This is a genomic window from Salinicola sp. JS01 (assembly GCF_030284585.1).
GTDB lineage: Bacteria > Pseudomonadota > Gammaproteobacteria > Pseudomonadales > Halomonadaceae > Salinicola.
Map to the genome: position 1 here is coordinate 3,889,594 of NZ_CP127244.1, position 12,927 is coordinate 3,902,520.

The following is a 12,927-nucleotide window of genomic DNA, read 5'->3' on the forward strand; positions in this document are numbered from 1 at the left end:
GCGATGGTCGAACTCACTTCGTCGCCGGGCAGGCCGGCGTGGCGATACAGGGATGACTCAAGGGCGCCGCCCCGCGGCCGTGCAGGGCGCACCAGGCGTCGAAGGTGCTCAGGAAGACCCGGCCGTTGAGCGTCGCCAGCAGCTCGGTGCGGCTCAGGCGGTCCATCACCGGCCCCTTCACTTCGGCCAGATGCAGCCCGATGCCGCGCTCGCGCAGGCGCCGGTTGAGCGCCTCGAGGCTCTCCAGCGCACTGGCGTCGATCACGTTGATCGCCTGGCACGCCAGCACCAGATCGTGGGGCGGCGGCGTGCGATTGACCACCGCGGTGACCAGGTCTTCCAGATGGCGCACGTTGGCGAAATAGAGGCTCTCGTCGACGCGCAGAATGGCCACCCCGGTGTCGGTCTCCACCGCGTGGCGGCGCACGTTGCGAAAGTGCTCCGTCCCCGGAATGCGCCCCACCTCGGCGCTGTGCGGGCGGCTGGTGCCGTAGAGATGCAGCGCCAGCGACATGCCCACGCCGACCAGAATACCCACGTCGACGCCCAGCATCAGCGTCGCCACCGCGGTGGCGGTCATCGCCACGCCCTCACCGCGGGCGTAGCGCCAAACGCGCCTGAACGCCGGCAGATCGATCAGCGACAGGGTGGCGATGATGATGGTCGCCGCCAGGGTCGCCAGCGGCAGCACGCCCAGCCACGGCGACAGGCACAGCATGGCCAGGGCGATCCCCACTGCGGTGAAGGCGCTGGAAGCCGGCGTGCGAGCGCCGGCATCGAAGTTGACCACCGAGCGCGAGAAACCGCCGGTGATCGGCATGCCGCCGGTGAAGGCCGCGGCCAGATTGGCGCCACCCAGACCGATCAACTCCTGGTCCGGGTCGACCCGCTCGCCGCGGCGCACCGCCAGCGCCTGGGCCACCGAGACCGACTCCACGTAGCCGACGATGCTGATCAGCACCGCCGAACCCAGCAGCGAACGCCACAGCGCCGGGTCCCACGCGGGCAGGTGCAGCGGCGGCAGCCCGGCGGGGATCGGGCCGATCACCGCGACCTCACCGTCCAGCCAGCCGGCAGCACCGGCAATGACGGCGGCCAGCGCGATGGTCACGATCGGCCCCAGCTTGACCAGCACGGCGGCCGCGCCCGCCGGCACGCCGCAGCGTACCAGCAGCGACTTGCCGTGGCGGCGGATCGCCCATAGCGCCAGCAGCGAGCCCAGCCCGACCAGCAGCGTCGGCGGGCTCAGCCCCGGCAGCGCGGCGGGTAGCGACTGCGCCAGTGCCGGCAGGGTGGCGCCGGAGAGCTGGATGCCGAGCAGCGACTCGAGCTGGCTCGCCGCGATCAGCAGCCCCGAGGCGCTGACGAAGCCGATCATCACCGGGTGGCTCAGAAAGTTGACCAGAAAGCCCAGCCGGCACAGCCCCATGATCAGCAGGATGGCCCCGGAGAGCAGCGCCAGCACCAGCGCCGCAGCGATATACGCCGCCGACCCCGCGGGAGCAATTGGCGCCAGGGCCGCGGCGGTCATCAGCGACACCACCGCCATCGGGCCGACCGAGAGCGTCGCGCTGCTGCCCAGCACGGTGTAGACCACCAGCGGTACCAGGCTGGCGTAGAGCCCCACCACCGGCGGCAAACCGGCGAGCATGGCGTAGGCCAGCGCCTGGGGAATCAGCATCAGCGCGACGATGACCGACGCCAGCAGATCCTGACCCAGCAGGCCGGCGTGATAGTGCCGCCCCCAGTCGAGGATCGGCAGCCAGCGTGCCAACCCGGCCTTGTGCGGCTGATTCATGATCTAACGGCCTCGATCAAGTGCGCGCCTGCGGCTTGGCCAGCCACTCGCGCCCCTTGAGCAGCAGATGCCAGTAGATGAAGGGGAGCTGCTGCGCCTTGATGTGCCAGCCGAGCCGGGTCGGCCGGGTGGCCTGATTGACCCAGGAAGGGAATGTCGGCTGCAACTGGCCGCCATAACCGAACTCCGCCAGCACCACACGCCCCCTTTCGACCGTCAGCGGACAGGCGCCATACCCCGCATAGCCGGAGGGCATCGGCTTGCCATCGAGTGCCGCCAGCAGGTTGTCCGCCACCACCGGGGCCTGCTTGCGCACCGCAGCGGCGGTCTTGGCGTTGCCGGTACCGCTAGCGTCGCCGAGCCCGAAGACATCCGGGTAACGGTTGTGCTGAAGGGTCTCGGCATCGAGGTCGAGCCAGCCGCCGGCGTTGGCCAGAGGCGATTCACGCACCAGCCGCGGGGCGCGCTGCGGCGGCACGACATGAAGCATGTCGAAATCGGCTTCGATCTCTTCGCTGCTATCCTCGCTCGTGACGCGAAAACGCGCCTTCTGCGCCGGGCCATCCACGGCGATGAGATCCTGCTGGAACCGCTTGTGGATACCGTAGCGTTGAACGTACTCATCCAGCGCCGGCACGAAGTCTGCCACGCCGAACATCGCCCCGCCGGCGTTGTGGAAGTGGACCTCGATGTCATTCAGGACGCCCTGCTTTTCCCATTCATGACAGGCGAGATACATCGCCTTCTGCGGCGCTCCGGCGCACTTGATCGGCATCGGCGGCTGGGTGAACAGCGCCTTGCCACCGCGCATGGCCTGCACCAGCGACCAGGTGTAGGGCGCCAGATCGAAACGGTAGTTCGAGGTCACTCCATTCTCACCCAGCGTCTCCTCGAGACCGTCGATCGCCTGCCAGTCGAGCTCCAGACCCGGCGCCACCACCAGCGCCCGGTAGCCGAGCGTCGAACCGTCACCTAGCGCGACCTGACGGGATTCTGGCAGCAAGCGCTCGGCATGGGTCTGATGCCAGGTGACGAAGCTCGGCATCACCGAGCGCATCGGACGGCGCGTCTGCTCCGGGGTGAAGACGCCACCGCCGACCAGCGTCCAGCCAGGCTGATAGAAGTGATCCTGTGCCGGCTCGACGATGGCGATATCGAGATCGGGCTGGCGTCGGTGCAGGCTCGCCGCCGTGGCGATGCCACCGGCACCGCCGCCGACGATCACCACGTCGTGGTGCCGGGTCGTGGATGCCGTTTGTGCGGCTGGGGTCTCACTCATGAGGCTGTCTCTCCTGCGGCCTGTGCTTGTGTCGTATCGATGGGGCGGCGTATCGAGCGGGCCGGACCTCACTCCCAGGCCGCGCCCTCGAGCGCATCCAGCGGGATCTTGAGGTAGCGCTTGCCGTTGTCTTCCGGCTCCGGCAAACGGCCGCCGCGCACATTCACCTGCAGCGCATGCAGGATCAGCTTGGGCATCGGTAGCTCGTGATCGCGCTGCTGGCGCAGTGCGACGTACTCCGCCTCGCTGCTCTCGCCCAGGCGGTGCTTGTTGTTCTGGCGCTGCTCGCGCACCGTGCTCTCCCACTGCGGCTCGCGGCCGTCGGGCATGTAGTCGTGGCCGGTGAACAGCCGGGTGTCGTCGGGCAGCGCCAAAATCGCCTGAATCGAATGCCATAGCTGGTGGGCGCTACCCCCGGGAAAGTCGGCCCGGGCGGTGCCGAAATCGGGCTGGAACAGGGTGTCGTGGACGAAGGCGGCGTCGCCGATCACATAGGTGATCGAGGCAAGGGTATGCCCCGGCGAATGCATCACCCGCACCGGCAGCTCGCCCAGGGTGAAGGTCTCGCCGTCGCTGAACAGGCGGTCCCACTGGCTGCCGTCAGCGGGCAGTGCCGGCCAGTTGTAGATGCGCTTCCACAGAGCCTGGACCTCGACCACCTGGGCGCCGATCGCGGTCGGCGCGCCGGTCTCGTCGTGCAGGTAGCGCGCGGCGGAAAAGTGATCAGCATGGGGGTGAGTATCCAGAATCCACGCGACCTCGAGCCCTTCGCGGGCGATATAGGCGAGCAGTTCATCGGCGTGATGGGTCGCGGTCGCCCCGGATTTCTCATCGTAGTCGAGCACCGGATCGATGATCGCGCAGTGGCGCGTAGCCGGATCGCTGACGACGTACTGGACGCTGAAGGTGCGCGGGTCGAAGAAACCGGCGACATCGGGCCGGCCGCGTTCCCGATCACCACGGGAGAGAGCGAAGGTATGCATGACGGCTCCTTGGTGGGCGACCTCCCCAGCATAGTGCCATTTAAGTTCTAACGTTATATCTTTTTGAAATATATCTTATGCCGTGATCGCCTCCTCCCAGATACCGCCCCGTCAGTCTGACGCCCCCAACGCAAGAAGCCGCGACGGCCATGACCGTCGCGGCTTCTCTGTCTGCACCTGCCTTATGCGTTACCTAAACTCGCAGCGGCGCCAAGCGCGGCGCAATCATATTCTCCGGGCGCAGGATATCGGCGAGCGAGGCTTCATCCAGCAGGTTCTCTTCGAGCACCAGCTCCAGCACGCCGCGGCCGGAGACCAGCGCCTCGCGGGCGATGCGCGTGGCGTTGTCGTAGCCGATATGCGGGTTGAGCGCGGTGACCAGCCCGATCGAGCGCTCCACCATCTCGCGGCAGTGCGCCTCGTTGGCGGTGATGCCCTCGATGCAGTGCTCGCGCAGCATGTGCATGGCGCGGGTCAGCAGGCGGATGGAGTCGAACAGCTTGTAGGCGATCAACGGCTCCATCACGTTGAGCTGGAGCTGCCCGCCCTCGGCGGCCATGGTCAGCGCCAGGTCGTTGCCGATCACCTCGAACGCCACCTGGTTGACCGCCTCGGGGATCACCGGATTGACCTTGCCGGGCATGATCGAGCTGCCGGGCTGGCGCGGCGGCAGGTTGATCTCGTTGAAGCCGGCGCGCGGGCCGCTGGAGAGCAGGCGCAGGTCGTTGCAGATCTTGGAGAGCTTCACCGCCAGGCGCTTCAACATGCCCGAGAAGAGCACGAACGCCCCCATGTCGGAGGTGGCCTCGATCAGGTCCTGGGCCGGCACCAGCGGCTGGCCGCTGATCGCGCCGAGGCGCTCCACCGCCAGGCGCTGATAGCGCGGGTCGGAGTTGATCCCGGTACCGATGGCGGTACCGCCCAGGTTGACCTCGCACAGCAGGCGCGGGATCTGCGCTTCCAGGTGGCCCAGATCCTCGCCCAGGGTGGTGGCGAAGGCGTTGAACTCCTGGCCCAGCGTCATCGGCACCGCATCCTGCAGCTGGGTGCGGCCCATCTTGAGCACGTCGGCGAAGGCCGCGCCCTTGTCCGCCAGCGCATCGCGCAGCTGCGCCAGGCTGCCCAGCAGCGCATCGTGGCCCAGCAGCAGGCCGAGGCGGATCGCGGTGGGGTAAGCGTCGTTGGTCGACTGCGCCATGTTGACGTGGTTGTTGGGGTGCAGGTGGGCGTAGTCGCCCTTGGCGTGGCCGAGGTGTTCGAGTGCCAGATTGGCGATCACCTCGTTGGCGTTCATGTTGGTCGAGGTACCCGCCCCGCCCTGGATCATGTCGACCACGAACTGATCGTGGTGCTCGCCGGCGATCAGCGTCTGGCAGGCGTGGCGGATCGCCGCCAGCCGGGTGGCATCGAGATAGCCCAGCTCATGATTGGCCTCCGCCGCAGCCTGCTTGACCATGGCCAGCGCGATCACCAGCTTGGGATAGTGCGCCAGGGGCACGCCGCTCAGGTGGAAGTTTTCCACCGCGCGCTGGGTCTGGATGCCGTAATAGGCGCTCTGGGGCACGGGCAGCACGCCCAGCAGGTCCTTCTCTTCACGGGTGGGGATCGCGTCGGCGTCAGTGCCGAGATCCGGGGTCGCCATCATGGTGGGTATCGTCTTCAGTCAGGGGGTTCGAACGGTCTGGGCGCCGGGGCTCCGGCGCCGCTGGGCGTAAGGTAACGCCGCGCCTAGTCGCCTGCCCAATGCCGTTACGTGGTGGTGCATACCGGGAAGGTATGGGGCCGCGAAACAGCACTAGTGCCAAATAAAGCGCAAAACGGCATTGACGGACCGCGTTCTGGCGCTCAGAATCATCGGCAAATGGACTGGGAGTGCCCGGTCGGCGTCGAGACCTCGGTGAGTTTCATCGAGGTCTTTCGCTATCTGGACGACACAGAAGCTCAGGGTAAGTGCTTGAGTCCCCACTGATCGTACCCATCCCCTACCGTTTTCCTGCCTCCTTCGCAGTAAAATTTCCTTCTCAGCACATCGAATGCCCGATTGGCCTGTGCGGGGTTGAGGACATGACGTCCAATCGGCCGTGCCACAAGATCGGCCAACTGCAGACCCGCCGAATTACTGGCTTTCGCGGCCATACGGATGCTGAAAGGTAGGTCTTGCCGATACTTGTTGTCACCATCACAGATGCGACGAAACTCCAGTTCCAGTTCGTCATCTTCCTTCGCACCGCGCTTTTCAACGATGAAGTGTGTCACGAGCTTTTCCTGACCTTTTTCTTTCACGAGATCGAAAAGCGTTTCAAGGCAGTGCTTCAACGCCAAATGGTAGGGATTTTCCATTGCTTCATGGCTGGTGAGACGATGCTTTTCGATAACGAATGCAAAAGGCCAGTACGAAGACCGGATAGTTGGCGTCTATATTGAGCATGCCGTGATCACCACTTTCATCAACGTACACCACAAAATCGCTGAACCCGCGATTTCTACCCGTCTCCGGCATCACTGGCTCGTCTTCCATATCATTCCCTTCTACATCCATATCATACTCGGCTGGATATTTTCGCTTCCCCTCAACGAGCCACTCACTTCGACGTCGACACAGGCAGTTGCGCTTTCGCCTCGGAGAAATATTTCTTGTTGGCCCAGATATCGGTGCTACCCACGATATAAACTCGCTTCTTAGCGCGGGTCAGCGCAACGTTGAGCAGGTTGGGCTTGCTGGCAGCCCACTCGGCAGCGCCCGGCGAATCACGAGAAAGCCCCAGCACGAGAATGACATTGTCTTCTTCCTTGCCTTGGAAGGTGTGGACCGTGCCCACGCGAGCCTTGAGCCAGTTACGCAGATTGTCCTGCCCGCCAAACTGAGCCGCCGGCAGTTCGCGTTCCAGGTGCTGTCTGACGCCTTGAGCGACCGCCTTGAACGGCGAGATCACATAGACGTTCGGCGGCGCGCCGGTGCGCTCGATATGTGGCTTGAGCATGCTGGCCACCTTCGCTGCCTGCGCAGGGACGAAGTGCTTGCCACTGACGTTACCGTCGATCTCGAACCAGCGGCTATCGCCCGGCCCGGGCGGCAGGCTGTCATTACCGTGGAGCATCTTGTCGTTATAGGCGATGCGGTTGGCGATGCTGAACATCGGCTCATCACAGCGCCGATGCACGCGCAGCGGGCTGCCGACCCAGAAGGCGTCGGATATCTCTTTCGTGCCGTAGGGATTGGCACGATCCGCCACTACCTGCACCGATGACACCGTCGGCGACCACTTATACCAGTCGCGCTCGAACTCGCCCTTCGCCATGGCCTCGACCAGTTCGGCCGGTACGGTGAAAACCGGCTCGATCTGTAGCGGGTCGCCCACGACGATGGCTCGCCTGGCCCGCCATAGCGCTCCCACCGCTTGTTGCGGTGAAGCCTGCCCCGCCTCATCGATGAATAGCCAGCCGATCTCGCCTTCGTTGAGCGCCTTGAACTGGTTGGCGGTCGAGGCAAAGGTCGATGAGACCACCGGCACGATCATGAACAGCATTTGCCATAGCGCTTTTGCCGCATCACGGTCATCGATTTTCCCGTTCAGCATCGGCATCAGCGCATTGATCGTGGGCACAAGCTGATTACTGCGATCGGCATACAACGCAACCAGCCACGCCTGGTGCAATTCGAACGCGCATGCGGTGAGCTTTCCGCGCGCCTGGTTGAGCGCTTTACAGTGTCCAAACGAGGTGCGCTGTACCTCGGCGGCTTCCAGATCGAGTGAATCATCCGGCAGCAGTACATCGGGGTAGCGTTGCTGTAGCGGTGCGCACTCGGCCTGCTCGCTTTCCAGCCGCCGCTCCAGTGAAGCCAGCCGCTGCTGGCTGACTTCCGCCTGCTGAGCGGCACGGCGTTCGCGCCGCTGAATCTGCTTGAGAATCGCCCACTGCTTCCAATACTCGCCCAGCGGCCAAAATGGTGTGCGCTTGGCTTGCTGCTCGCTTTTCCACAGCGCCACACGGGCCGCGAAGCCACGGTGCTTCTCTGCCTGACGCCGTACTGACGCCGTCTGCGCCTCGAGATGCTTGAGCGCCAGCAGGCGCTTGAGATCCGCCTGTGCGGATTCGACCTCGCGCTGCGCCTCCCGAAAGGCGTGCTGCACCGTTTTGAAATCTCGTTTGGCGTCACGCCCTTCCGCTAGCGCTTTGAGCGTTGGGATCAGCGTCGAGTAGTGTTCGGCCTCACCCTGCGCTTCGCATTTGGCAATCGACGTGAAAAAGACCCGCTCGCCGAAGGTATCGCGGTTACCCTTCTTGCCCAGCGACGTGGCGATCAACCCCCAACAGTCTTTATCAGACGTCAGCGCCTCGACATGCGTTTTGCCGTCATCACGCTTGTCATGCTCGGCGGCAAGTTTCTGTGCCACCGGCTTGAGATAGCCCAACTCTCGATACGCCGCTCCCAGCGCCTTCGCCTGCGGCAATTCGCGGGTGACGTTCTCCACCGCCGCGTTATTGCTCGAGGCCACTACCATCTCGAACCCGGTCAACTCGGGAATGAGCGTCTTGATGGGCTGAGGCTGGTCGTTGATCTTGACCTCGATGTCTTCCTCGAATGCGGCCTCGGGCGCGGAGAGCCCTGCCAGTACTGTCGCCCGCTTGACCACGTTGCTCGCCACCAGATCGCGCAGCATCGTCGTCTTACCGGTACCCGGCGGGCCGTTGACGGAATAGAGCCCGCTCTCGGCCAGCTCTTCATCGATGGTGTTGATCGCAAACTGCTGCATCAGGCTCATCGCGTGGGCGTCTTCACCAGGCCAGCGACCCAGGGGCATTCGTTCCATGGCCAGGTTGCGCATCAAAAGCGATTTGCCCTCGGATAGCAGCAGATCTGGCTTTTTCTCACCCGGCCCCTGCAGATAACGCGCCAGCGGCGAGCCGGGCGCGAGTCCCCGCTCTTTGGCCTGGGCCAGCACCCGCTCCAGGTCGCGAATATAGAAGCTATTGAGAATGTCCAACTCATTCACCAGGGGTAACGCGTCTTCTGGCGCTCGGACTTCCTCTGCCCCACTCTCAGCCTCACTCTCAGCCCCCGGCACCATGTCAGATGCCGGCGCCGAAGGCGCTTCATTGGTTAGGGCTTGCAGCCGGCGGGGCAAAACTTCGAGCGGCGTCCAGCTTGTGGAGACGTCACAGGAGCCTACCGAGTCGTTCATGATTTTCTTCGGCTTGCACACCTGAACAACCACCGCTGGCGCATCACTGCCTGGTGAAAACGCCGTCCAGCTCTGCATCGCCTTGAGCATCTCGATCAGCTCGAAAGGAGTCAGACAGAGCGGTAACGCATGCTCGTGCTTGAGATTGTCGGCAACGGTCAGAATCGTGTTCAGCCGTTCGCGAAAAACCTCCGAGGCAGCCTCGAAGGCCTCGAGCGTGACCGTATCGAGACAGCCCTGCTGCAGTGCCCCCAGCACCCAGGTTGCGGTAGAAATCTTAAAGCTTTCTCGGTCGATGACACCGTCCTGCTTGACCTTCACCGTCAACGAACAGGTCAGCCCCTCATCGCGGCTGCGCTCCACCCAAGCATCGCTCTGACTCGGGTAGGCATCGCGAGCGATTGCGAAGATTTCGCTGCGCTTGAACAGCCCCAGATAGAGCTTGTATCGGTAGCCACTGCCGGGCCGATAACGGCGCCCGGCCCGCCGAACGTGCTCCGCGTTCAGCCACGGCAGGCAGTCTGGCGTGTCGACAAGCTCGGCACTGCGATAGTGAATCGCACCCTTGCCGTCGTCGATATCCTTGAGTTCGGCGGACTCGAAAAACTCGACCTTGTGCCAAAACGACAGAATGCGTTCGGCTTGCGTGGGTGAAGGCGATGACGTCATGCCGATGCCTTTTTCTTCGTGCGTTTTTTCGGCGTCTGCGCGGCACGCTCTGCCTTGATACGTTCCAAAAGCGCCTCGGCGCTGTTCTCGCCGCTGATCAGTGCGGGGTTATCCTCACGCCACTGGGCGGTCAGCTCGCCGCGAAACGCCTTGGCGAGGATGGACTGGGTGAGCTGGTTGACGCGTTCCAGGGCACTATTGACCTGGCGCTCGACGGTATCGGCGTAGGCGAAGAGCTGGTCGACTCGGCGGACGATTTCGGTTTGTTCATCAACAACCGGGAGCTTTAAACACAAGCTTGCAAGCTCCTTGCTGTTAATATTATTAACACCTGAGGTCGATTTTGCTTTTTCTTCGATGGCAGCTCTGGCTTCGGGGCTCCGAAGGAAAATGGATATATATGCAGGATTCGCCACTTCCGCATCCAAACGAAGACGAATCAAGTAACCAGCAAAAACAAACCCAGCATCCCCATCTTTGACCAAAGCTGTTTTGCCGACCAAATCCAAACTACCATTGGAGCGCACAAGAAGAAGATCCCCTGGCTTTAATTCGAGCTTCCTTATCTCCCCAAGGTCAAATTCTGCAAACTTTAGTTTATTTTTGACAACAAATCCATCGCCGACATTAGGAATTCTAAGAACCGGTGTCCCGCTGGTTAACTCAGAGCATTTCTTTGATGTTCCGTATCGGATTTCTAAAGCGACCTCACCAATAGTTGTTTTCTTCCAGTCAGTAGCAGATAGCTTTTTTGTTAACCCCCCACTCACCGCCGCCGCCAGCACGGATTGACGAAAGCGCTTGAGAATCTCGGGAATGCGTTCTAGGCGGGCTTTGGTGCTTTCCACCTGTGCCAACAGGGTATCGAGTCTATCGGCGATGACCTTTTGTTCGGCGAGGGGAGGAAGGGTAAACTCATAGCCTGATACGAAATCTTTGGGCACACGCTTGTGGCCGACCGAACCAGACATATTTAGAGCGCCGTTAATCATGAATTTTTTTGATTTAATCACGGCATACAATAGCTCTGGCCTTACCAAACCGGAATAGGGCCTTAGAACATAATATTCGGTGCTACCTGCTCCCCACTCGTTTGGAAAACCTTTAATAATTGCCGCTTTGCTATTTTCGAAGCAGGGGGTTATTTTAGCAAAAACAACATCGTTGTCTCTAAATTGTGTAAATCCTTTCTTGGCATTTGACCATTTTCGCGCCTCAAACCGGCAATCACCAAAATAGCTTGTAGGCATCCCTGCCATCGGCATAAAGCCAATATCAAGATCGTCTGATAGCTGTGCTTTTGGGTTAAGTGCGCAGACATCACCAATCGTACATGTAACCCATTCTGTAGGGGTGATCATTTCATTCATTCGGCGTGCTACCCATAATTTCCTTCAATAACACCCGCTGCCCGTCGGCTTCTTCCTCGGCGCCCAACTCACGCATTAGCCCCTCCAGCTCGCCCAATGCCTGCACCAGTTCGCTCATCGCTTCACCGGCTAGCACTTCCGGCGCAGGCAGATCGGCGGCGTCGACGCTGTCCCTGTCCTTGAGCCAGTTGATATCCAGAGAGTCGCCCTTGGCGCGAATCCACTCACGGGAGAAACAGCGCCAGCGCGACTTGGCGAGGCGGTCGTCACTCACACCCTGGTTTTCCTCGCTGGCCTCGGCATCGACGGCGATCTCTTCGGCATTGAACGACCACTCCCCTTCCTGGCGTGGGCTCTGGCCGTTGGGGTCATCGCCGTAGACCGCTTCGAAGGGCTTGAGATGCTGCTCGCCGAAGGGCGTCCGCTTGCCGAAGCTCGGCATGTTGGTGCGCAGGTCATAGACCCAGACGTTGTCGGTGCAACCGGTGTCCTGATACTTGTCCGCTGCACTGCCTTTGGTGAAGAACAGCACGTTGGTCTTCACGCCCTGGGCGTAGAAGATGCCGGTGGGCAAGCGCAGGATGGTGTGCAGGTTGCATTTGTCCATCAGGTCACGGCGCACCTCGGTACCAACGCCGGACTCGAACAGCACGTTGTCCGGCAGCACCACGGCGGCGCGGCCGCCGGGCTTGAGATTGCGGTAGATATGCTGGAGAAAGGCGAGCTGCTTGTTGCTGGTCTTGTAGGTCAGGTCGTCGCGGGTAATGCTCGCCTCGCCGCCCTTGGCGGTGCCGAACGGCGGATTGGCGAGAATCACATCCGCCTTGGCCAGGGATTTGCCGGCATCGCCGAGCGCGTTACCCAGATGCACCACGCCTTCGTTGTCACCTTCCATGCCATGCAGCAGGCAGTTCATCAGCGCCAGGCGGCGCGTGCCGGGCACCAGCTCGATACCGACGAAGGCCTCGTAACGTTGAAAGGCCTGATCGCGGGCGTCGAGCAGGAACAACTCATCGGTCTGATCCTTGATGTAGCGGTCCGCGGCGATCAGAAAGCCCGCCGTACCGGCGGCCGGGTCCTGCACGGTCTCGCCGGGCCGGGGCTTCACGCAGCGCACCATCGAATCGATCAGCCGGCGCGGGGTGAAGTATTGCCCGGCACCGGACTTGGTCTCGTTGGCGTTCTTTTCCAGCAGCCCTTCGTAAAGATCACCGAGTCCATCCTGCTGGGCGCTGAACCAGTCGATCTGATCCAGCGCCTTGATCATCTGCTCCAGGTGGCGCGGCTCGCGCAGGCGGGTCTGGGCGTCGGTATAGATTGCGCTGATCAGCGGGTCGGCATGCACCAGGTGGCCGTCACTGTCGCGGCCCGTGGAGAGGCTCAGCAGGATACGCTTGTAGTCGTCCAGCAGGGTGAAGCCGGACTTGCCGTTGAGATCCGTCCAGCGGCAGCCCACCGGCAGCGGATGGCGCTCCAGGGTGCCGGGTTCGGCATTCTCGTGAACCTCATGCACCATCTTGATGAACAGCAGCAGCACCAGCTCGGTGACGTAATCCGAGTAGTTGATGCCGTCGTCGCGCAGGACGTCGCAGAGGTTCCAGAGCTTTTGAACGATGTCGTTGTTGGACACGATGAATTCCCG

At 62.4% G+C, this 12,927-nt stretch carries 9 protein-coding genes; all 9 read right to left on the reverse strand.

The annotated features are described in order from the left end of the window. Window positions 1-13: 13 nt before the first annotated feature. A complete protein-coding gene (locus QO259_RS17825; protein WP_285951015.1) occupies window positions 14-1,798 on the reverse strand; it encodes a SulP family inorganic anion transporter in 1,785 nt (594 codons plus the stop codon). Between the two features lie 16 nt (window positions 1,799-1,814). Continuing rightward, window positions 1,815-3,077: an NAD(P)/FAD-dependent oxidoreductase gene (locus tag QO259_RS17830; protein ID WP_285951016.1), complete on the reverse strand. Its 1,263-nt coding sequence runs from the start codon at window positions 3,075-3,077 to the stop codon at window positions 1,815-1,817. A 68-nt stretch (window positions 3,078-3,145) separates the two neighbouring features. Next, the gene (locus QO259_RS17835; protein ID WP_285951017.1) at window positions 3,146-4,060 is read right to left on the reverse strand and encodes an MBL fold metallo-hydrolase; all 915 of its coding nucleotides are present in this window, start codon (window positions 4,058-4,060) and stop codon (window positions 3,146-3,148) included. Window positions 4,061-4,253: 193 nt separating this feature from the next. After that, window positions 4,254-5,705 carry an aspartate ammonia-lyase gene (locus QO259_RS17840; RefSeq protein ID WP_285951018.1) on the reverse strand — a complete coding sequence of 484 codons (1,452 nt, stop codon included), beginning with the start codon at window positions 5,703-5,705 and terminating at the stop codon, window positions 4,254-4,256. Window positions 5,706-6,001: 296 nt separating this feature from the next. Beyond that, the gene (locus QO259_RS17845; RefSeq protein WP_285951019.1) at window positions 6,002-6,400 is read right to left on the reverse strand and encodes a DUF3800 domain-containing protein; all 399 of its coding nucleotides are present in this window, start codon (window positions 6,398-6,400) and stop codon (window positions 6,002-6,004) included. A 4-nt stretch (window positions 6,401-6,404) separates the two neighbouring features. Continuing rightward, window positions 6,405-6,599 (reverse strand): DUF3800 domain-containing protein, encoded by a 195-nt coding sequence (locus tag QO259_RS17850; protein ID WP_285951020.1) that lies wholly within the window; start codon window positions 6,597-6,599, stop codon window positions 6,405-6,407. Window positions 6,600-6,642: 43 nt separating this feature from the next. Then, window positions 6,643-9,915 carry a DEAD/DEAH box helicase gene (locus tag QO259_RS17855; RefSeq protein WP_285951021.1) on the reverse strand — a complete coding sequence of 1,091 codons (3,273 nt, stop codon included), beginning with the start codon at window positions 9,913-9,915 and terminating at the stop codon, window positions 6,643-6,645. Then, the gene (locus tag QO259_RS17860; RefSeq protein WP_285951022.1) at window positions 9,912-11,285 is read right to left on the reverse strand and encodes a restriction endonuclease subunit S; all 1,374 of its coding nucleotides are present in this window, start codon (window positions 11,283-11,285) and stop codon (window positions 9,912-9,914) included. The genes QO259_RS17855 and QO259_RS17860 overlap by 4 nt, the downstream gene beginning before the upstream one ends. After that, the gene (locus tag QO259_RS17865) at window positions 11,278-12,915 is read right to left on the reverse strand and encodes a class I SAM-dependent DNA methyltransferase (protein ID WP_285951023.1); all 1,638 of its coding nucleotides are present in this window, start codon (window positions 12,913-12,915) and stop codon (window positions 11,278-11,280) included. Before QO259_RS17865 ends, QO259_RS17860 begins: the two co-directional genes overlap by 8 nt. Window positions 12,916-12,927 lie beyond the last annotated feature (12 nt).